This window comes from Paroceanicella profunda, assembly GCF_005887635.2.
GTDB classification, from domain to species: Bacteria; Pseudomonadota; Alphaproteobacteria; order Rhodobacterales; family Rhodobacteraceae; genus Paroceanicella; species Paroceanicella profunda.
On sequence record NZ_CP040818.1, the window covers coordinates 1168034 to 1188605 of the forward strand.

Sequence of the window (20572 nt, forward strand, 5' to 3'; positions counted from 1 at the left end):
CATGCCCGTCGAATTGGGAACCTACCTCGCCTTCGTGGGCGCCAGCATCCTGTTGCTGCTGCTGCCCGGCCCGACGGTGCTGACCGTGATCTCGCAGTCGCTCGCCCATGGCCGGCGCACCGCGCTGCCCAGCGTGCTGGGCGTGGGGCTGGGAGACCTCTGCGCCGCCTCGCTGTCGCTGCTGGGCGTGGGCACGCTGCTCGCGGCCTCCGCCACCGCCTTCGAGGTGATGAAATTCGCCGGCGCGGCCTACCTTGTGTGGATGGGCGTGAAGATGTGGCGCAACCCGCCGGGCGAGGCGCTGCTGGTGCCCGTGGCCCCGGCCCGCCGCCGGGTGATGTTCCGCGACGCGGCGCTGGTGACGCTGTTCAACCCGAAGGCCATCCTGTTCTTCGTCGCCTTCGTGCCGCAGTTCATCCGGCACGACGCGCCCTTCGCCCCGCAGGCGGCGGTTCTGGTGGTCACCTTCTCCGGCCTCGGCATGCTGAACAGCTGGGCCTATGCCGCCCTCGCGAACCGGGCGCGCGGGCTGATTCGCCGCCCCGCCGTGCTGCGTCGCGCCACCCGCGGCGCCGCGGCCATGCTGATCGCCGCCGGCGTGGCCTCCGCCTTCACCCGCCGCGCCGCCTGAAGGACCGGGCGCCCTCACGCCACCCGGTCCCTGCGGCGCGGAAGCTGTGATGTCCTCCTGCCCGACCACGCCTCCGCCGGGCGCGAAGGGCGCGCCCGACCCTGAAGGGGGCGCAGCACCGCTTGTGGCGGGCGGCTTATCCCGAAGCACCGGACTGACTGAGCCGCGGGCGCCCTCCCGGAGGAGGGTGGGGCGCGGCCCGGGCTGGTCGCCCGGGCGGGAGGCCGGGGCCGGGAGCGTCAGTGGCGGCCGGCAGGGCGGCAGCTCGCTCGGGGGCCCCGCAGAGGCGGTGGTGAGGGGAGCCCCGTGGCGACGGGGCCCGCGCCCCGCTCAGGCCTCGAACTCGACCAGCAGGTCCTTCGCGTCCACGGCGGAGCCCGCGGGGGCGTGGACGGCCTTCACCTTGCCGCCGGTCTCGGCGTGCAGCGCGGTTTCCATCTTCATCGCCTCGATGGTGAGCAGCATGTCGCCTGCCTTCACCTCCTGCCCGGGTGAGACGACGACGGAGGCGATCACCCCCGGCATCGGCGCGGCCACATGGGCCGGGTTCGCGGGGTCCGCCTTCGGGCGGCGGGTGGCGGTGGCCTGCACCATCCGGTCGGGCACGCGCACCACGCGGGGCTGGCCGTTCAGCTCGAAGAACACCCGGACCTCGCCCTTGTCATCGGTCTCGGAGACCGCCTGCAGCCGGATGACCAGCCGCTTGCCGGGATCGATCTCGGCCTCCACCTCGTCGCCCGGCTCCATGCCGTAGAAGAACACCGGCGAGGGCAGCGCGCGCACCGGCCCGTAATCCGCGTGGCGCTTCATGTAGTCGGTGAACACCTTGGGATACATGAGGTAGCCGCACAGGTCCTCGTCATCGATCTTCATGTCGAGCTCGGCGGCCAGCTTCGCGCGGGTGCCCTCGATGTCCACCGGCGGCAGGGTGAGGCCGGGGCGCTCGGTCATCGGGGCCTCGCCCTTGAGCACCTTCCTCTGGATGGCCTCGGGGAAGCCGCCCACCGGCTGGCCCATCTCGCCGCGCATCAGCCCCACCACGGAGTCCGGGAAGGAGACGTCCTTGTCCGGGTTCTCCACATCCGCGCGGGTGAGCCCGGCGGAGACCATGGACAGCGCCATGTCGCCCACCACCTTGGAGGTGGGGGTGACCTTGATGATGTCGCCGAACATCTGGTTCACGTCCGAATAGGTCTTCGCCACCTCGTGCCAGCGCTCGGCCAGGCCCATGGACCGGGCCTGGGCCTTGAGGTTGGTGAACTGGCCGCCGGGCATCTCATGGAGATACACCTCCGAGGCGCCGGACTTCATGTCGGATTCGAAGGCGGTGTAGAGCCGGCGCGTGGCCTCCCAGTAGTCCGAGATCTCGCGCACCGCGGTGATGTCGAGCCCGGTGTCGCGCGGCTGGCCGCGCAGCGCCTCCACGATGGAGCCGAGGCAGGGCTGCGAGGTGAGGCCGGAGAAACTGTCCATCGCCGCGTCCACCGCGTCCACCCCGGCATCCGCCGCCGCAAGCACCGTCGCCGCCGAGATGCCGGAGGTGTCATGGGTGTGGAAGTGGATGGGAATGGAGATGTCCTGCTTCAGCGCGGTGATGAGCCGCGTGGCCGCGGCGGGCTTCATCAGCCCCGCCATGTCCTTCACGCCCAGCACATGGGCGCCGGCGGCCTCCAGCTCCCGCGCCAGGGTCACGTAATAGTCCAGCGAATACTTGGCGCGGGCCGGGTCGTTGATGTCTCCGGTGTAGCAGAGGGTGGCTTCCAGGATCTTGCCGCTCTCCAGCACCGCGTCCATGGCCACGCGCATGTTCTCCACCCAGTTCAGCGGGTCGAACACGCGGAACACGTCCACCCCGCTCTTCGCGGCACGGGCGATGAAGGCCTGCACCACGTTGTCGGGGTAGTTGGTGTAGCCCACGCCGTTGGAGGCGCGCAGCAGCATCTGCTTCAGCAGGTTGGGCATCTTCTGGTCGAGGTCGCGCAGCCGCTGCCAGGGGCATTCCTGCAGGAAGCGGTAGGCGACATCGAAGGTCGCCCCGCCCCAGCACTCCATGGAGAAGAGCTGGGGGAGGTTGTGGGCATAGGCCTCCGCCACGTTGAGCATGTCGAAGGAGCGCATGCGCGTGGCGAGCAGGCTCTGGTGGCCGTCGCGCATGGTGGTGTCGGTGATGAGCAACTTGCGCTCATGCAGCATCCAGTCCGCCACCGCCTTCGGCCCGGCCTCCTTCAGCAGGGTGCGCGCGCCGCGGGGCACCACCTCGCCGCGCAGCGGCGGGGATTTCGGCACGCGGACATCGGCGGGGGGCTTCGGCAAGCCGGCCACCTCCGGGTTCCCGTTCACCGTGATGTCGCCGATGAAGGTGAGGATCTTGGTCGCCCGATCCTGGCGGGTGGAGAATTCGAACAGCTCCGGTGTCTGGTCGATGAACTTGGTGTGGTAGGTATAATCCAGGAATTTCGGGTGCTTGAGCAGGTTCTCCACGAAGGCGATGTTGGTGGAGACCCCGCGGATGCGGAATTCGCGCAGCGCGCGGTCCATGCGGGCGATGGCGCCCTCCGGCGTGGGGGCCCAGGCGGTCACCTTCTCCAGAAGGCTGTCGTAGTAGCGGGTGATCACCGCGCCGGAATAGGCCGTGCCGCCGTCCAGCCGGATGCCGAAGCCGGTGGCACCGCGATAGGCGGTGATGCGGCCGTAATCCGGGATGAAGTTGTTGCGCGGGTCCTCGGTGGTGATGCGGCACTGCAGGGCATGGCCGCGCAGCACCACGTCTTCCTGCCGGCTGACACCGGTGGCCTCCTCCAGCGTGCGGCCCTCGGCGATGAGGATCTGGGCGCGCACGATGTCGATGCCGGTCACCTCCTCGGTCACCGTGTGCTCCACCTGCACGCGCGGGTTCACCTCGATGAAGTAGAAGGCGCCCGTGTCCATGTCCATCAGGAACTCGACGGTGCCGGCGCACTCGTAATTCGCGTGGCGGCCGATCTTCAGGCCCAGCTCGCAGATCTCCGCGCGCTGCTCGGGCGTGAGATAGGGCGCGGGGGCGCGCTCCACCACCTTCTGGTTGCGGCGCTGCACCGAGCAGTCCCGCTCGAAGAGGTGGTAGATGCCGCCGAAACTGTCGCCGAGGATCTGCACCTCCACGTGGCGGGCGCGCTGGATCATCTTCTCCAGATAGCCCTCGCCGTTGCCGAAGGCGGCCTCGGCCTCGCGCCGGCCGGCGAGCACCTTCTCCTCCAGCTCGTCCGGGCCGAGGATCGGGCGCATGCCGCGCCCGCCGCCGCCCCAGCTCGCCTTCAGCATGAACGGATAGCCCACGGCCTCGGCCATGCGGCGCACCTCGTCCATGTCATCGGGCAGCACCTCGGTGGCGGGGATGACCGGCACCCCGGCCGCCACCGCCGCGCGGCGGGCGGAGGCCTTGTCGCCCAGCATGCGCATGGTCTCGGCCTTCGGGCCGATGAAGGCAATGCCGGCGGCCTCGCAGGCGTCCACGAACTCCGGGTTCTCCGAGAGCAGGCCATAGCCGGGGTGGATCGCGTCGGCGCCCGCCATGCGCGCCACGCGGATGATCTCGGGGATGGAGAGATAGGCCGCCACCGGGCCGAGCCCCTCGCCGATGCGGTAGGCCTCGTCCGCCTTGAAGCGGTGCAGGCCCAGCTTGTCCTCCTCCGCGTAGACCGCGACTGTCCGCTTTCCCAGCTCGTTGGCTGCCCGCATCACGCGGATGGCGATTTCGCCGCGGTTGGCGACCAGGATCTTCCTGAAGCTGCGCATCGTCTTCCTATCCCTTTGGTCTTGTTCGATCTGCGTTGCGGCACCGCCGAGGGGGCTGCCGCAACGCACAATGAATTCCCTGCGTCATTGCTGAGCCAAACGGCCCGGATGTCAAGGTGGCGGAAGGGGCCGGTGCACGGGTTGTCGCAGCGCGCCTGCCCTGTATCCTTGCCCGCACGGGCGCCCGGAGCGCCCCCCCAGGAGGAGGTGACGTGAAGCTGTTCAACCCGAAGACCCGCCTGACCGGGCAGCATAACCGGAAACTCTACGCGGCCTACGAGATCGCCTACACGGCGGTGGATTTCGCCGCGGCGCTGCTGTTTCTCATCGGCAGCATCCTGTTCTTCCGCGACTCGACCCAGACGGCCGGAACCTGGCTGTTCGTGGTCGGCTCGGTGTTCTTCGCGCTCAAGCCCTCCATCCGGCTGGCGCGGGAGGTGCATTACTGGCGGGCCGGAGACCTCGACACCCTGGCGCAGCGCGAGGAGGAATGAGCCCGCCTCAGCGCTTCACCGGCTTGAGCAGGGTCTCCGGCCGGTGCGCGCCGGCGGCGCGGAACAGCGAGAAGGTCTGGTTCACGTAGTTCACCGCGCCGGATACGTGGTCCACATGCGCCTGCAGTTCCGGCGTGCGCTCGGCCTCCACAAGCTGGACAGCGCGGTCCTGCGGCTCGGTCTCGAAGGTGCAGTAGAACCACGGCTCGCCCCGGCGCAGCACGATGTCCTTCTCCGGCTCGTGCCACTCGAAGGCCCACATCAGCGGCCGCGGCCAGAGGTGGATGGGAAAGCGCCCGCCGAAGATGGTGCCGGGAAGCTGCTCGCGGCGGTAGTGCATGAAGGCGGAGAGCTGGGTCATGTACACCGGCTCGTCGGCCAGGAACATGTAGGGCAGCGACACCTGGACGGTGGGCCGATCCTTGTAGCGCCACTCCGTCTCCGAGGTGACGTGGATGAGCTGGCCCAGCTTGGAGGAGCGCACCGGGCTCGCCTCGCCCAGCATGTTGCGGATCGCCGGCTTGCCCTCCTTCGAGCGGGTGAAGCGCAGGTGCATGTCGAACGGGCAGCGGATCAGGAAGTAGCGGCTCTCCATGTTGATCACCGCCGGGCAGCGCGAGGCGGATTTCGCATGGGTGCGGTTCATCTCCGCCGAGCGCACCCGCTCCGGCGGCTCATAGACCACGCCCCCCTTCGCATCGGCAAGCAGCCAGCCCACCTGCACAGGGCCGGAGCGGCGCGGTGCGGCGGCGGGCGTCTCGTTGAACCAGTCGGACAGGGCCACGGCGGCATTCCTCCAGTCAGGCGGTGAGGCGGTGAGGCGGTGAGGCGGTGAGGCGGTGAGGCGGTGAGGCGGTGAGGCGGTGAGGCGGTGAGAATAGGGCGGCCCGGGCCGGGCAGGCAAGGACATGCACGCGCAGCGTGCGGTATCGCACGCAGGGCCCGCGCTCCGTGCGGGCGGCGGAGACACATGCCCCCCTCCGGCCGCCGTCTCCCCCACGCCGGCCCCGGGAGAAGCCTTCGCCCCCGGAGCCCGGGCGGCAGCGCATGCCCCGCCCGCATCCGGCCTGCCGCGGTGCAGGTTTCCCGTCAGCGGCAGGGGCCCGGCCGGGCGCACCTCAGGCGGGTTCGAACTGCGGCAGGCAGGCGCGGATCTGCGCCACCACGCCGGCGCGGCCGGGGCCGGCCACGATGATCACCAGCCGGCTCTCGGGCGTGAGCCCCTCCGGCCAGGCCGGCAGGCGCGTGGGCGGGTGGCTCAGGTGCTGGACGGCGTGCACCACCACCGGCTGGTCCGGCGCGTCGGAGAGCGCCACCAGCCCCTTCAGCCGCAGCAGGTCGCGCCCGAGGCTGCGCTGCAGGATGTCCACCGTCATCTCGATCGCCCCCGGGGTGAGCGGCGTGCGGGCGCGGAAGCCGAAGGCGGTGATGTCGTCCCCATGCGCGCTGGTGTCATGGTGGTGGTGGGCGTGGGCCCGTGTGCCGACGCCCGTGCCCTGTGCATGGTCACCCTGTCTGTCGCCATGGCCCGGGCCGTGGGCGGGCCGGGAGTCCGCATCGTGATGGTGATGGTGAGGGCCCTGCGCATCCCGGGCGTCGCGCAGCCAGCCGGCCACGTCGGGCGGTTTCCCGGCCGGGTCGAAGGCGGCGAGGGAGAAGAGATCGGCCGCCGCCACCGCGCCGGCCCGGGCAAGGCGGGCGTTCGCATTCATCCCGTTCAGGCGGGCTTCCAGCCGGGCGAGGTCGGCGCGCGAGGCCGGGTCGGCGGCGAGGTCGGTCTTCGACAGCAGCACCAGATCGGCCACGCCGGCCTGCCGCCGGGCTTCCTCGAACCGGTCCAGCACGCTGTCGCCGTGCACCGCGTCGATCACGGTCACCACGCCGTTGAGCACGAAGCGGTTCAGGATGTCGTCGTCGATCATGAAGCCGGCCAGCACCGGCGCGGGGTCCGCGAGGCCGGTGGTCTCGATCACCACGCGCGAGAAGGCGGGGCCGGCGCCCTCCTCCGCCTCCCGGCGCAGGCGCAGCAGGGTGGCGCGCACGTCGCCCGAGACGGTGCAGCACAGGCAGCCGGTGGTCATCGCCATGGCGCGCGGGCTCTCCTCCGGGCTGCGGCTCACCAGCGCGCCGTCCAGCCCCACCTCGCCGAATTCGTTCACGATGACCGCGGTGTCGCCGAAGCCGGGCTCGGCCATCAGCCGGTTCAGCAGCGTGGTCTTGCCGGCGCCGAGAAAGCCGGTGACGATGGTGACGGGGATGCGCTCTGGCAGGTCGGGCATGGTCGGGTCTCCTCGGATGCGCGGGCACCCTAGCGGAGGCCGCACCGGGCGACAACGCCGCCCGGCCCGTCCGGCACCGGCCCTCGTCCCGTATACGCCCCGCCCCCGCTGTCGCTGACCGGTCCGCGCGCGCGACCTGCCCCGCCCGTCCGCTCTCCGCGCGCGCCACCGCCGCCTGCCCCCGCTCCACCCGTCGCCAGACATGCGGTCGGGCCTCCGGCCTGTCCGCCCCCCCGCGCGCGCCGCTGCCCGGGCGTCCGGCACCGGCCCTCGGCCCGGATGCGCGCCTGCCCCGCTGTCGCTGACCGGACTGGGCGCGCGACCTGCTCCGCCCGTCCGCACCCGCGCGCCACCGCTGCCTGTTGGCGCCTCGAGCATGGGCGGGCACGCGGGGCCTCCATGCCGCCTGCCTGTCACACGGTTCGGCGAGAGGGGGCCGCCGGGGGCCGGAGCGCGGGTTTGACACTCCGCCCCCGGCTACCTAACCTCCGCCGCGGGGCGACAGCCGCCCCGGTCCTCCAGCGCAGCGCAGAGCGAAGCCAGAGAGCCGGACAGTCCGCCGCACCCGGCGGGCGCGCGGCACCGGCTGCGCCACCGCTCCGGAGAACCGGCCCGGACCCCGCCCGGAAGACGACATCAAGGAGGGCATCGAGATGCTCAGCAAGACCGATTTCTACATCGACGGCGCCTGGGTGGCTCCGGCCGTCCCCGCCACGCTGGACGTGATCAACCCGGCCACCGAGGAGCCCTGCGCCGTGATCTCGCTCGGCTCCGCAGCGGACGCGGACCGCGCCGTGGCCGCGGCGAAGCGCGCCTTCCCGGCCTGGGCGCAGACTCCGCCCGCCGCGCGCCTCGCCCTGCTGCGCCGGCTGCGCGACATCTATGCCCGCCGCATCGACGAGGTGGCCGCGGCCATCAGCGCCGAGATGGGCGCGCCCATCCGCCTCGCCACCCAGGCGCAGGCCGGTGCCGGGCTGGCGCATCTCGACGCCTTCCTGCGCGTGCTGGAGGGCTTCACCTGGGAGCACCCGCTGCGCGAGGACGCCACGGGCGAGCATATCCTGATGGAGCCCATCGGCGTCTGCGGGCTGATCACGCCCTGGAACTGGCCGATGAACCAAGTGATGCTGAAGATCGCCCCCGCGCTCGGCGCCGGCTGCACCGTGGTGCTGAAACCCTCCGAGGTTGCCCCGCTCTCCTCCATGCTGGTGGCCGAGATGGTGCATGAGGCCGGCTTCCCGGCCGGGGTGTTCAACCTCGTGAACGGCGACGGGCCGGGCGTGGGCGCCGTGCTCTCCGCCCACCCGGACGTGGACATGATGTCGCTCACCGGCTCCACCCGCGCCGGCATCGCGGTGACGAAATCCGCCGCCGACACGGTGAAGCGCGTGTCGCTGGAGCTGGGCGGCAAGAGCCCGAACCTCGTCTTCGCCGATACGGACGTGGCCGCCGCCGTGCGCCGCGGCGTGGTGCAGTGCTTCAACAACACCGGCCAGTCCTGCAACGCGCCCACCCGCATGCTGGTGGAGCGCGGCATCTACGAGCAGGCGGTGGAGGTGGCCGCCGCCACCGCGAACGAGACCCTCGTGGGCGACCCCTCGGAGGACGGAAAGCACATCGGCCCGGTGGTGAGCGCGGCGCAGTTCGCGAAGATCCAGGGGCTGATCGAGGCCGGCATCGCCGAAGGCGCGCGGCTGGTTGCCGGCGGTCCGGGCCGGCCGGAGGGCTTCAACCGCGGCTATTACGTGCGGCCCACGGTCTTCGCCGACGTGACCAACGAGATGACCATCGCGCGGGAGGAGATCTTCGGCCCGGTGCTGGCGCTCATCCCGTTCGAGAGCGAGGAGGAGGCGGTGGCGATCGCGAACGACACGGTCTACGGCCTGTCCGCCTACGTGCAGACCGGCGACGCCGAGCGCGCGCGCCGCGTCTCGCGCCGGCTGCGCGCCGGCATGGTGCACCTGAACGGGGCGGCCCGCGCCTCCGGCGCGCCCTTCGGCGGCTACAAGCAGTCCGGCAACGGGCGCGAGGGCGGCACCTGGGGGCTGGAAGACTTCCTCGAGGTGAAGTCCGTCGCGGGCTGGATCGCCGCCGAGTAACCCGGGCCGGCAGCGGGGTCCCCCCGGCCCCGCTGCGCCCCGTCCGGACGGGACGGCATCGCCCGGTCCCGCGCCGCGGATCCGCGCCGGGCAAGACGGCCCCCGGGCCCCCTGCGACGGCTTGCGTGCCGGGGGACATGCCCTCCCGTTGCGGGAGCCTCGTCCCGGCGAGAGCCCCTGGTCTCCCCCCGGTGCCAGCCCGGCAGGGGTGACATCCCCCTCTCCACACCGCCACCATGGACCGGGTTTCCCGGCGCATGCGGACCCTCGCGGCAAGCGGGGGCGCAGATCCGGCCCGGGCAGGGCATGCCGCGGACCCGAGTGCGCGCGCCCGGTCATACGCAGCCCCGGTTTTGCCCCTGCGACCCGCTGCGTGGGCGCTGGCGGCCATCCTCCGCTACGTCGCCCGGCCCGATCCGCAACCCCGTGCTCACGCTGATGACATCGGAGATGTCAGCCGCGCGCAAGGGCTGCGCAGACCGACCCTGAGCGTATCCCCGGCTCGCCGGATCCGCGCCGGCCCCGCCCCGCCACGCGAGCGACACTGCGGAGCGGAGCGCCGGGCGTCTCCCGATTGCGGCGGGCCGCAATCGCCGGGGGCGCGCGGCGCGCGCCGCCGGGCGCGGGGTCTCCCCGCGCGGAGACGCGTCCCCGGCCGTTGCGCTCCGGCTCGGCCGGGGGCCCGGCCCGGACGGTCAGCGCTCGGTCTGGTCGAAATCCCGCGGGCAGAAGCCCAGTTCGCGGCGGAACATCGCCGAAAAGGCGCTGGGGCTCTCGTAACCGAGGTCCAGCGCCACGGTGGTGACGGAAGAGCCCATCGCCAGCCGCCCCATCGCCTCCATCAGCAGCGCCTGCTGGCGCCATTGCGAGCAGCTCATGCCCAGTTCGCTCCGGAACAGCCGGGTGAGGGTGCGCCGGCTCACGTTGCCGATCCGCGCCAGGTCGTCCTTGCCCACCGCGATGCTCGGCTCGGCCAGAATGGCCTGGCAGATCCGGTAGAGCCGCCGGTCCCGCGGCATCGGCATCGACAGCTCGAGCCGGTTCGCGGTGCGCATCTCCTGCTTCACGAGGGTGATGATGGCGGCGAAATGCTCCGGCCCGGCGCCGGTCTCCTGCAGGCGCACGATCTCCTGCATCAGCACCTGCAGCAGGTCCGAGGCCTTGAACACCACGCAGTCCCGCGCCGCATCGAATTCCGCGTCCGGCCCCACGTACATGCTGCGCAACTTCACCGCGCCATGCACCCGGATCTGATGCATGGTGCCGGCCGGGATCCACAGCGCGTGCCGGGGCGGCACCACCTGGCTGCCGCGATCGGTCACCACCGTGAGCATGCCGGACAGCGCGCAGGAGAGCTGCCCCCGGGCGTGCATGTGCCGCGAGGACATCGCAGCGCCGGGATAGCGGGTCTCCAGGCCGATGAAGGGCTCGGGCAGCGCGTGGATCCGGCGCACCAGGGCGCAGGCCTCCTCGGCGCCGCCGGCGCGGAACCGCCCGGCCGTGGCGGCGGGTGGCCCCGCCCGGCGGTCCGCTGCGTCCGGAACCGTGCTGAGTTGCGTCTCGTGAATTCCCAAAGTCGTCACCCCGTCCGGAAGCCTCGCCCTCTGGGAAGGGTCGCACAACCGGCGCTGCAGTGCAAAAGCTTCGCTCCGCGCGCCCCATACGGCGCGCTTGCCTGCCCGGCCCACCGGCCGCGCCGTGACCGCCCACAGCATTCGCAGAGCCGGCAGGCGCACGTCCCCCCCGAGGACCCGAGGACCCGAGGACCCGAGGACCCGAGGACCCGAGGACCCGAGGACCCGAGGACCCGAGGACCCGAGGACCCGAGGACCCGAGGACCCGAGGACCCGAGGACCCGAGGACCCGAGGACCCGAGGACCCGAGGACCCGAGGACCCGAGGACCCGAGGACCCGAGGACCCGAGGACCCGAGGACCCGAGATCAGGCCCATGGCGGCCGGCCGGTGTCCACCCCCTTTTTCACGGCGCCGCGAGACCGCGCCGGGGTGGCGGCGCCGCGCCGGGCTCAGCGCGGGTCGATGGGGCGGACGGCGGGGGCGCGCGCCTCGATCACCGCGCCTGCCGAGAGCATCAGGTTCTCCTGGAAGCGCCCGGCGAGCAGCTGCACCCCGGTGGGCAAGCCGCCCTCCTCCCCGGTCGGCACCGCCAGCCCGGGCAGGCCGAGGATCGGCGGGGCGATCATCGGCGACAGTTCGGAGAACAGCGTCGGCAGGTCCGCATCCGGCTTCTGGTCATGGCCCAGCGGATAGGGGCGCTGCCAGCCCGAGGCGGTGAGCACCAGCGGCCAGTCCTCGAAGAAGGTGAGCCACTGGCGCAACAGCGTGCTGCGCCGGCCGAAGGCGGCGAGGAACTCCGCCCGCCCCAGCTCCGTCACCTTCCGCATCAGATACCCCGCGGAGTGGCGCACCCGGTCGTCCCCGTGGGTGACCAGCGTGTCGTAGAACCCGCCCAGGATCTCGTTGCCGAGGATCTGCACCCAGAGCTGCGCGGCCTCCTCCAGCGAAGGCGGGGCGACCTCCTCCACCTCGTAGCCCGCATCGGCCAGCCAGCCCGCGGCGCGGCGGATGGCAGCGGAGACCACCGGGTCCGTCGGGCCCGCCTCGGCCTCCGCCAGCACCGCCACCCGGCAGGGGCGGTGCACCGCCACGGGGTCGAAGGCGGGAGAGGGCGTCCACCACACGTCGCGCGGATCGCGCGGGGCCATCGCGGTCATCGACAGGCGGATGTCGGCCACCGAGCGGGCCAGCGGCCCCTGCACAGAGGACATCTGGCTCACGATCGGCCGCTCCGCCGTCTGGCTCGGGTTGAAGGCCGGGATCACCCCGGAGGTGGGCCGCAGCCCGAACAGGCCGCAGCAATAGGCGGGATAACGCACCGAGCCGCCGATGTCGTTGCCGTGCCCCATCGCGCCCACGCCCGCGGCGGTGGCCGAGGAGGCGCCGCCGGACGAGCCGCCGGGGGTCACGCCCGCGTTCCAGGGGTTGCGGGTCTCGCCATGCAGGTCGTTCTCGGTGAACCAGCGGTAGGAGAAGGCGGGGGTGTTGGTGCGCCCGAGGATCACCGCGCCCGCGGCACGCAGGTTGCGCACCACGGAGCCGTCGGCCGGGGCGATGTGGTCCTTCAGCGCCACGACACCGTTGGTCGTGGCGCGCCCGGCATAGTCCACGTTCACCTTCACGGTGACGGGCACGCCGTGCAGGGGCCCGAGCGGCGCGCCGGCGGCGCGGGCGGCATCGGCGGCGCGGGCCGCCTCCAGCGCGGCCTCGGGCAGCGGGTCCACCACCGCGTTCAGGGCGGGGTTCACCGCCTCCATGCGCGCCAGCGCGCTCAGCGTCGCCTCCTCCGAGGAGATCGCGCCGGCGGCGATCCCCGTGGCGAGGTCGCTCGCGGTCCAGCTCCAAAGATCGTCGCTCATTGCCCGTTCCCCTTTTCCGTTCACGTCCGATGCACCGCCACCTGCCGGACCCGCCGGCAGAACCCCCTCGCGCCGCGCGCCCCGGTCCGCCCCGGTCCGCCCCGGTCCGCCCCGCAGACAACCATTCGCGGGCGCGGGTGTCTATCCTCCGCAGCCCCCATCCGGGCCACCGGGAGCGCGCCCGCCCGCGGGCGCGACGGAGTGTGACCCCCTGTCCGCGCAACGCGCCCGCCCCGCTCGGGACGCCGCGCGGAAGGCGGCACGGCCAGGCCCCGCAGAGGGCCGTACGGAAAGCGCCCCGACCGCCCGCGGCGCGGTGGAGTGTGAGCCCCCTGTCCGCGCGGCCCGCCCGCGCCGCTCAGGACGTCGCGCGGAAGGCCGAATGGTCGTACCCCGGCAGAGGGCAACGCGGAAAGCGACACGGCCGCGCCGCGGCGGGGCTGCCGCCCGCAAACGGGCGGCGTGGATCATGCCGGGCGCGCCACCACCAAGGCTGTCGTGGCGCTGAGTCCCTCCTCCGCGGAGCGCGGCCGGAGCCTGCCCCTGGGGCGCGCGGGGCGGGGCGAAGGCGTTGCGCCCGACGGCCGTCCCCGGCGCGGGGCCGGTCCGGCGCGGCCGCTCAGGGCGTGGCGCGGGAGGCGAAGAAGGCGCGCCCCGGCACGGCGGCCAGCAGCTCGGCGGTGTATTCGGCCTTCGGCGCGTCGAACAGCTCGGCCGCGCCGCTCTGCTCCACGATCAGCCCGGTCTTCATCACGATGATACGGTCCGCGATCTCGCGCGCCACCCGCAGGTCATGGGTGATGAACATCATCGACAGGCCGAACTCCGACTTCAGCTCCGCCAGCAGGTCCAGCACCTGCGCCTGAACCGAGACGTCGAGGGCCGAGACGGCCTCGTCGGCGATCAGCAGCTCCGGCTCCAGCGCCAGGGCGCGGGCGATGCACACGCGCTGGCGCTGGCCGCCGGAGAATTCGTGCGGGTAGCGCCCGAAGGCGGTGGCGCCCAGGCCCACCCGGTCCAGCCAGCGCTTCGCCGTGGCCGTGGCATCTGCGCGCGAGGTGCCGAAGGCCATCGGGCCGCGCACGATGCTCTCGCCCACCTTCAGCCGGGGGTCGAGCGAGGCGTAGGGGTCCTGGAACACGATCTGGGCGCGGCGGCGGAATTGGCGCAGCGCCTCGCCGCGCATCAGCCTCACGTCCGCGCCCTTGTAGCGGATGGCACCGTCGTCGGCCTCGATCAGCCGCAGCACCATGCGCGCGAGGGTGGACTTGCCCGAGCCGCTCTCGCCCACCACGGCCAGCGTGTCGCCGCGGCGCAGGCGGAAGTCGAGCCCGCCGGCCGCGATCACCCGGCGCTCGGGGGCGAAGAAGCCCTGCTTCGTGACGAAGGTCTTCATCAGCCCGGCCACCTCGAGCAGCACCTCGCCGCGGCTCTCGGCATGGGCGGGGGCGCCGCGGCCCGGCACGGCGGCCAGCAGGTGGCGGGTGTACTCCTCCGCCGGCGTGTTGAGCACGGCGGCCGCCGGCCCCTGCTCCACCACGCGGCCGTAGCGCAGCACCACCACGCGGTCGGCGATATCGGCCACCACGCCGATGTCATGGGTGATGAACAGCACCCCCATGCCGCGCTCGGCCTGCAGCTTCTTGATCAGGTCGAGGATCTGGCGCTGGGTGGTGACGTCGAGCGCGGTGGTGGGCTCGTCGGCGATGAGCAGGCGCGGGTTGTTGGCCAGCGCCATGGCGATCATCACCCGCTGGCGCTGGCCGCCGGAAAGCTGGAAGGGAAAGGCGCGCACCGCCGATGCCGGGTCCGGCAGGCCCACGTCGGCGAAGAGCGCCACGGTGCGGGCCTTCGCGTCCCGCGCCTTCGGATCATGGGTGAGGATGGCCTCGGCCACCTGCTCGCCCACGCGCTTGAGCGGGTTGAGCGCGGTCAGCGGCTCCTGGAAGATCATCGAGATGCCGGCGCCGCGCAGGGCGCGCATCTCCGCCTCCGTGGCCGTCAGCAGGTCCCGGCCCTCGAACACCAGCTCGCCGCCGCCCGGGCGCACCTTGGGCGGCAGCAGGCCGAGGATGGCATGCGCCGTCATCGACTTGCCGGAGCCGCTCTCCCCCACGAGGCAGACGATCTCGTTCGCCGCGATGTCGAAGGACACCCCGTCCACCGCCCGGGGCCGGTCGGCGCCCGCGGGGAGGTCGAGCGCGAGATCTCGGATGGAGAGCAGGGTCATGAGCGCGAGATCCGGGGGTTGAGGGCATCGTTCAGGGCCTCGCCGACGAGGTTGATCGCCACCACGGTGATCAGGATGGCGAGGCCGGGGAACACGCTCATCCACCAGGCCTGGCGGATGACCGTGCGCCCGGCGCCCACCATGAAGCCCCAGGACATGTTGTTCGGGTCGCCCAACCCCATGAAGCTCAGCGCCGCCTCGATGAGGATGGCGGTGGCGATGGTGAGCGAGCCGGTGACGATGATCGGCGAGATCGCGTTCGGCAGCACGTGGCGCAGCACGATGGAGGCGGTGGACTGGCCCTGGCAGCGCGCGGCGGAGATGAACTCCCGCGTGGAGATGGTCATCACCTGCGCGCGGGTGAGGCGGGCCAGCGGCGGCCAGCTCACGATGCCGATGGCCATGATGATGGTCCAGAGCGTGGGGTTCAGGATCGCCACCAGCAGGATGGCGAGCACGAAGTTCGGGATGGTCTGGAAGATCTCGGTGAAGCGCATCACCAGCATGTCCACCCAGCCGCCGAAATAGCCGGCAATGCAGCCCAGCACCACGCCGATCAGCAGCGCCGCGAGGGTGGAGGCCACCCCGATCAGCAGCGAGACGCGGGCGCCATGCGCGATGCCCGAGGCGATGTCGCGGCCCAGCGTGTCCGAGCCCAGCAGCATGCCGTATTCGCCGGGGGCTGCGAAGGGCACGCCGGTGATCTCCCAGGGGGAGGCCGGGTAGAGCAGCGGCGCGAGCACGGCCAGCAGCACCATGAGCGTGAGCAGCACCAGCCCGATGACGCCGGACTTGCGGGTGAGGAAGGTCTTGAGCGTGTCGTTCATCTGTTCGGGTCCCTCAGCGCGCCGCGAGCCGCGGGTCGATCATCCGGTAGATCAGGTCGGTGAGCAGGTTCACCAGGATCACCAGCACCGACATCACCAGGAAGAGGCCCAGCAGCACCGGATAGTCGCGCTGCAGCACCGCGTCGTAGGTGAGGCGGCCGAGGCCGGGCCAGGCGAAGACCGTCTCCACCACCACGGCGCCGCCGATCATCGCGCCCGCCTGCAGGCCGGCGAAGGTGATCACCGGCAGCGAGGCGTTGCGCAGCATGTGCCGGCGCAGGATGCGCCCCTCGGTGAGGCCCTTGGCGCGGGCGGTCTTCACGTGGTCCTCATGGCTCACCTCGATGATGGAGGAGCGCATGAGCCGGGTGTAGACCGCCATGTAGATCGCCGCGAGCGAGACCGCCGGCAGCACCAGGTGCGCGGCGACATCGGTGATGTACCGCCAGGTGGAGAAGCTCTCGGAGCGGATGGAGACATAGCCGAAGGCCGGCAGCCAGCCGAGCTGGATGGAGAACACCAGCACCAGCATCAGCCCCAGCCAGAACACCGGCGTGGCGTAGAGCAGCAGCGCGCCCATCGAGATCAGCGTGTCCGACCAGCGCCCGGCCCGCCGCCCGGCCAGCGCGCCGAGGAAGATCCCCCCGGCGAGCGCCAGGGTGAACGCGGTGAGGGTGAGCAGCAGCGTGGGCCAGAGCCGCTCCAGGATCAGGTCCGCCACGTCGCGCCGCTGGCGGAAGGAGTAGCCCAGGTCGAACTGCACCACCTTGCCCAGGTAGGTGCCGAGCTGGACGATGTAGGGCTGGTCCAGCCCGTAATCGGCCCGCACCTGCGCGAGGAACTTCTCGTCCGTGGCGCCAGACTGCCCGGCCATCACCGAGGCCGGGTCCCCCGGCGCGGCATGCACCAGGATGAAGTTGATCGTCGCGATGACGAGGATGGTGGCGGCCAGCCCGGCCAGCCGCACACCGATGCGTCGTATCTGAAGCACGCCGTGATTATCCCGCGTATCTGGCAGAGGCGAAGTTGGCATTCACCCCGGTGGCCGAGACGATCAGGTCTTCCAGCCGGTTGTCGTAGATCGTCGGGAACTGGTTCTCGGTCAGCCAGGCCACCGGCACTTCCTCCACGAGCAGCTTCTGCACCTCGGAGTAGAGAGCCTGGCGCGTGTCGTCGGAGGTCGCCACCGCGGCCTCGGCGAACAGCCGGTCGACCTCGGGGTTGGAGTAGCCGGCGGTGTTGGTGAACATGACGCCCTTGCGGATGTTGGACGAGACATAGGTGCGGGCAACGCCCAGCGCCGGGTCACCGAACTGGTAGAGCATGTTGGTGGTGATGTCGAACTCCCAGTTCGACACGGAGGAGGCCCAGCCGGCCACGTCCGTGGAGATCAGGTTCACGTTGATGCCGCCCTGCGCCAACGCCTGGCGGATGAACTCCGCCGTGCGCACCCAGGTCTCGCCATAGGGCGGGACGGGGTAGTCAATGGTCACGCGGTTGCCGTCGGAACCGGGGGTGAGGCCCATCTCGTCGAGCAGGGCCGTGGCCTTCTCGATGGAGAGTTCATACTGCTTCACGTCGCCGTCGTAGAAACGGGTGGTGGAGGCGATGGGCCCGGTCGCCACCTTGGCGAGGCCGAAGAGGATGCGGTCGCGGATGAACTCGCGGTCGATCAGGTGCATCACCGCCTGGCGGAAGCGCTTGTCGTCCATCGGCTTGTTGCGGCAGTTGAATTCCAGCCAGGAGACGGGGGAGAAGAACTCGTAGCCCTGGGTGGTCATCGTCAGGTGCGGCAGGGCGGAGAGGCGCTCCACGTCGAAGGTCTCCACGTCGCCCCACTGGGCGAGCTGGGCCTCGCCGGTCTCCAGCGCCACGGAGCGGGAGGCGGCGTCCGGGATCACCCGGTAGTAGATCTCGGTGAGATGCGGCTCGCCCTCGCGGTAATACTCGTCGAAGGCCTGCAGGTGGATGTGGCTGCCGCGCACCCATTCGTTGAACTTGAACGGGCCGGTGCCGATGGGCGTCTGGTTGTGCTCGGAGTTGCGGTAGTCCTCGCCCTCGTAGAGGTGCCTGGGCACCATCGGGGCGGAGGAGGTCTCGAAGGCCAGCAGGAAGGGCGCGAACGGCTCCTTCAGCTTGAACACCACGGTGTAGTCGTCCGGCGCGGTGATGCTCTCGCAGCGCTCGAAGGTGGCACGGGCGCGCGGGTGCACTTCCTTCAGGAAATCGTCGCAGGTGAACACCACATCGGCGGCGGTGAAGGGCGCGCCGTCATGCCACTTGGCGTTCCGCACCAGGTGGAAGGTGTAGGTGAGCCCGTCCTCGGACATCTCCCAGCTCTCGGCCAGCTGCGGGCCGGGGGTCAGCTTCAGGTCGTAGCTCAGCAGGCTCTCGTAGATCTTGCCGCCCACCACGCCGGTGGGGGTCTGCTGGTTGAGGGCAAGCTGCAGGATCGGCGGCTCCGGCTGGATGATGGCGGTGAGCCCGCCCTCGGCGGCCTGGGCGAAGGCGGGGCGGCCAAGACCGGCCCCGCTGACGGCAACCGCGCCGGACATGAACAGCAGGTGATTGAATTCGCGGCGATTCATGGCAGATCCTCACTGGATGGGGGAACGGTGACTTCGCCATGAATGCTAGGGGCCGTCAATGGCCCGGTCTCATGAGTAGGGGCCATTCACCATCGTGCAGGGGTCAGCCGGTGGGGTCCGTGCGCGAGACCATGCGGAAGCGCGCCCCCGGATGCGCCAGCCGCGCCCAGGTGATGGTGGCCTGCGCCGACCAGGTGCGCCGCTCCAGCACGAAGAGCGGCTCGCCGGCCTCCATGCCCAGCAGGCCGCGTTCTCCCGCGTCCGGCATCGCGGCCAGGAACACGTGCTCGGAACTGGACCAGGGCACCTCGCGCACCAGCCATTCGTTCGGCCCCTCGCGCTCGAAGGGCATGGCCCCGGCGGCGGGCACCTCGGAAAGGTTGATCCAGCGGGTCTCGAGCTGGTGCGGCAGCCCGTCGGCGAAATGCAGGCAGCGCAGGAACAGCACCGGTGCGCCGGCGGGAAGCTCCAGCCGCGCCGCGGCCTCCGGGCCCGCCCCCTCCGCGCGCCGCTCCAGCAGGTGGTAGCCGTAGCGGCCGCCCGCCCGCTCCACCTCCGCGCGCACCAGCGGGATCTCGAAGAAGGCGCCGCGCCAGTTGCGCCGGGCCACCCGGGTGCCGGCGCGGCGGCGCCGCTCCAGCAGCCCGGCCTCCGCCAGCTCGCGCAGCGCGCGGTTCACCGTGGAGCGGGCCGAGCCGTAGCGGGTGGCAAGGTCGACCTCGTTCGGGATCAGGTCTCCCGGGGCCCATTCGCGCGCCGAGATCCGCGCCAGGATATCCTCCTTGATGTCGCGGAAGCTCGCCATCACAGCGCGCCGGTGAGCGCCGTTATCGCCGCGCGGTAGTCATGCTCCACCTGGGTGCGCGCCACGTGGCGGCCGGCCACCACGCAGTGCCGCCCGGCGGACCAGAGATCGGCCACCGAGGTGTCCGGCGCGGCGAAGATCCAGCCGTCGAGGAATTGCTGCGGCGTCAGCCCGGCCAGGGCGAGGGCGCCGGCATCCAGCGCCATCACGTCGGCCAGCCGGCCGGGAGCCAGCGCGCCGGCCTCCCGGTCCAACGCCCGGGCGGAGCCGGCGCAGGCGCGCAGGAACAGGGTCTCGCCCACCGAGCCGCCGCCCGCGGGCGCCATCACGTTGCGCGCCCGGTCGCGCAGGCGCTGGCTGTATTCCAGCGCGCGCAGCTCCTGGCCGAGGCTGATGCGGATGTTGGAATCGCTGCCCAGCCCCAGCGCGCCCCCGGCCGCGAGGAAGCGCGGACCGTCGAAGATGCCGTCGCCCAGGTTCGCCTCCGTCACCGGGCAGAGGCCGGCCACGGCGCCGGAGCGGGCCAGCGCCTCGGTCTCCTCGGGGCGCATCTGGGTGCAGTGGATGAGGCACCAGCGCTCGGAGAGCCCGGCATTGTCCAGCAGCCATTGCACCGGGCGCGCGCCCAGCCAGGCCTCGATCTCCTCCACCTCGCGCTCCTGCTCGGCGGCGTGGATGTGGATCGGCCCGGGCGAGGAGAGATGCGCGAAGACATCCGGCGTGACCGCGCGCAGCGAATGCGGCGCCACGCCGATGCGCGTGTCCCCCGGCATGCCCTCGAGGTCCAGCGCCATCATCAGCCGGGAGAAGCGCTCCATGTCGTTGCCGAAGCGCTTCTGCCCGCCCTCCAGCGGCTGCGCCCCCGCCCCGCCGTGGCTGTAGAGCACCGGCAGGTGGGTGAGGCCGATGCCGGTGTCGCGCGCCGCGGCGAAGATGCGCCGCGAGGTCTCGGCAATGTCGTCATAGGGCGTGCCGCCGGGCTGGTGGTGCAGGTAGTGGAACTCCGCCACCGCGGCGAAGCCCGCCTCCTGCATCTCCACGAAGGCCATGGCGGCGATGGCGCCGATCTGCTCCGGGCTCAGCAGGTCGAGGAAGCGGTACATCAGCACCCGCCAGGTCCAGAAACTGTCGCGCCCCGGGGCGCGGGCCTCGGTCATCCCCGCCATGGCGCGCTGGAAGGTATGGCTGTGCAGGTTCGAGGGCGCGGGCAGCAGGATGCGCGGCGGCGCCCCCTCCACCCCGGTGCGCACCGCGGCGATGGTGCCGTCCGGGTTGACGTCAAGCGCCACGTCGCGCGCCCAGCCCCCGGGCAGCAGCGCGTGGGTGCCGGTGATGAGCGTGGTGGAATGGGTCATGGCGGCCTCCTGCTGGCGATGGAGGCAAGTCTAGCGCGGCGCCGGGCTTCGGTAA

14 protein-coding genes are annotated in these 20572 nt (G+C 71.9%); 3 read left to right on the forward strand and 11 right to left on the reverse strand.

Annotated features, from left to right (window positions below; translation table 11 throughout):
- The first annotated feature begins 1 nt into the window (after position 1).
- Positions 2–631: a LysE family translocator gene (locus FDP22_RS05275; RefSeq protein WP_138575640.1), complete on the forward strand. Its 630-nt coding sequence runs from the start codon at positions 2–4 to the stop codon at positions 629–631.
- Positions 632–961: 330 nt separating this feature from the next.
- Here FDP22_RS05275 and FDP22_RS05280 read toward each other — a convergent pair whose 3' ends face one another.
- On the reverse strand, positions 962–4405 hold the full coding sequence (locus FDP22_RS05280; protein ID WP_138575641.1) for a pyruvate carboxylase: 3444 nt from the start codon (positions 4403–4405) through the stop codon (positions 962–964).
- A gap of 212 nt (positions 4406–4617) precedes the next feature.
- Here FDP22_RS05280 and FDP22_RS05285 point away from each other — a divergent pair, with 212 nt between their 5' ends.
- Positions 4618–4899, forward strand: coding sequence for a YrhK family protein (locus tag FDP22_RS05285; protein WP_138575642.1), 282 nt, complete (start codon positions 4618–4620; stop codon positions 4897–4899).
- 7 nt (positions 4900–4906) lie between these two features.
- Here the strand turns inward: FDP22_RS05285 and FDP22_RS05290 are convergent, their stop codons facing one another.
- On the reverse strand, positions 4907–5683 hold the full coding sequence (locus FDP22_RS05290; protein ID WP_430225699.1) for a hypothetical protein: 777 nt from the start codon (positions 5681–5683) through the stop codon (positions 4907–4909).
- A gap of 334 nt (positions 5684–6017) precedes the next feature.
- Positions 6018–7178 carry a CobW family GTP-binding protein gene (locus tag FDP22_RS05295; protein ID WP_170317598.1) on the reverse strand — a complete coding sequence of 387 codons (1161 nt, stop codon included), beginning with the start codon at positions 7176–7178 and terminating at the stop codon, positions 6018–6020.
- Positions 7179–7831: 653 nt separating this feature from the next.
- On the opposite strand from FDP22_RS05295, the gene FDP22_RS05300 reads away from it, so the two are divergent.
- On the forward strand, positions 7832–9277 hold the full coding sequence (locus tag FDP22_RS05300; protein WP_138575644.1) for an aldehyde dehydrogenase family protein: 1446 nt from the start codon (positions 7832–7834) through the stop codon (positions 9275–9277).
- 695 nt (positions 9278–9972) lie between these two features.
- On the opposite strand, the gene FDP22_RS05305 is transcribed toward FDP22_RS05300, so the two are convergent.
- The 8 genes from FDP22_RS05305 to FDP22_RS05340 all read right to left on the reverse strand — a co-directional run bounded on the left by FDP22_RS05305 (position 9973) and on the right by FDP22_RS05340 (position 20517).
- Positions 9973–10851: an AraC family transcriptional regulator gene (locus FDP22_RS05305; RefSeq protein WP_170317599.1), complete on the reverse strand. Its 879-nt coding sequence runs from the start codon at positions 10849–10851 to the stop codon at positions 9973–9975.
- 451 nt (positions 10852–11302) lie between these two features.
- Positions 11303–12712 carry an amidase gene (locus tag FDP22_RS05310; RefSeq protein WP_138575646.1) on the reverse strand — a complete coding sequence of 470 codons (1410 nt, stop codon included), beginning with the start codon at positions 12710–12712 and terminating at the stop codon, positions 11303–11305.
- A gap of 619 nt (positions 12713–13331) precedes the next feature.
- On the reverse strand, positions 13332–14942 hold the full coding sequence (locus tag FDP22_RS05315; RefSeq protein WP_138575647.1) for an ABC transporter ATP-binding protein: 1611 nt from the start codon (positions 14940–14942) through the stop codon (positions 13332–13334).
- Positions 14939–15769: an ABC transporter permease gene (locus FDP22_RS05320; protein WP_138575648.1), complete on the reverse strand. Its 831-nt coding sequence runs from the start codon at positions 15767–15769 to the stop codon at positions 14939–14941. The genes FDP22_RS05315 and FDP22_RS05320 overlap by 4 nt, the downstream gene beginning before the upstream one ends.
- 13 nt (positions 15770–15782) lie before the next feature.
- Positions 15783–16760 carry an ABC transporter permease gene (locus FDP22_RS05325; RefSeq protein ID WP_239031871.1) on the reverse strand — a complete coding sequence of 326 codons (978 nt, stop codon included), beginning with the start codon at positions 16758–16760 and terminating at the stop codon, positions 15783–15785.
- Positions 16761–16767: 7 nt separating this feature from the next.
- Positions 16768–18357, reverse strand: a complete 1590-nt coding sequence (locus FDP22_RS05330) for an ABC transporter substrate-binding protein (protein ID WP_138575650.1) — start codon at positions 18355–18357, stop codon at positions 16768–16770.
- 103 nt (positions 18358–18460) lie between these two features.
- Positions 18461–19162: a histidine utilization transcriptional repressor HutC gene (gene hutC / locus FDP22_RS05335; RefSeq protein ID WP_239031872.1), complete on the reverse strand. Its 702-nt coding sequence runs from the start codon at positions 19160–19162 to the stop codon at positions 18461–18463.
- Positions 19162–20517, reverse strand: a complete 1356-nt coding sequence (locus tag FDP22_RS05340) for a formimidoylglutamate deiminase (RefSeq protein ID WP_138575652.1) — start codon at positions 20515–20517, stop codon at positions 19162–19164. Before FDP22_RS05340 ends, hutC begins: the two co-directional genes overlap by 1 nt.
- Positions 20518–20572: the final 55 nt, after the last annotated feature.

Excerpts from the sequence above, each read along its gene's own strand:
- FDP22_RS05275 (WP_138575640.1), top strand. The coding sequence starts at position 2 with ATGCCCGTCGAATTGGGAACCTACCTCGCCTTCGTGGGCGCCAGCATC.
- FDP22_RS05280 (WP_138575641.1), bottom strand. The coding sequence starts at position 4,405 with ATGCGCAGCTTCAGGAAGATCCTGGTCGCCAACCGCGGCGAAATCGCC.
- FDP22_RS05295 (WP_170317598.1), bottom strand. The coding sequence starts at position 7,178 with ATGCCCGACCTGCCAGAGCGCATCCCCGTCACCATCGTCACCGGCTTT.
- FDP22_RS05300 (WP_138575644.1), top strand. The coding sequence starts at position 7,832 with ATGCTCAGCAAGACCGATTTCTACATCGACGGCGCCTGGGTGGCTCCG.
- FDP22_RS05310 (WP_138575646.1), bottom strand. The coding sequence starts at position 12,712 with ATGAGCGACGATCTTTGGAGCTGGACCGCGAGCGACCTCGCCACGGGG.
- FDP22_RS05315 (WP_138575647.1), bottom strand. The coding sequence starts at position 14,942 with ATGACCCTGCTCTCCATCCGAGATCTCGCGCTCGACCTCCCCGCGGGC.
- FDP22_RS05320 (WP_138575648.1), bottom strand. The coding sequence starts at position 15,769 with ATGAACGACACGCTCAAGACCTTCCTCACCCGCAAGTCCGGCGTCATC.
- FDP22_RS05330 (WP_138575650.1), bottom strand. The coding sequence starts at position 18,357 with ATGAATCGCCGCGAATTCAATCACCTGCTGTTCATGTCCGGCGCGGTT.
- hutC (WP_239031872.1), bottom strand. The coding sequence starts at position 19,162 with ATGGCGAGCTTCCGCGACATCAAGGAGGATATCCTGGCGCGGATCTCG.
- FDP22_RS05340 (WP_138575652.1), bottom strand. The coding sequence starts at position 20,517 with ATGACCCATTCCACCACGCTCATCACCGGCACCCACGCGCTGCTGCCC.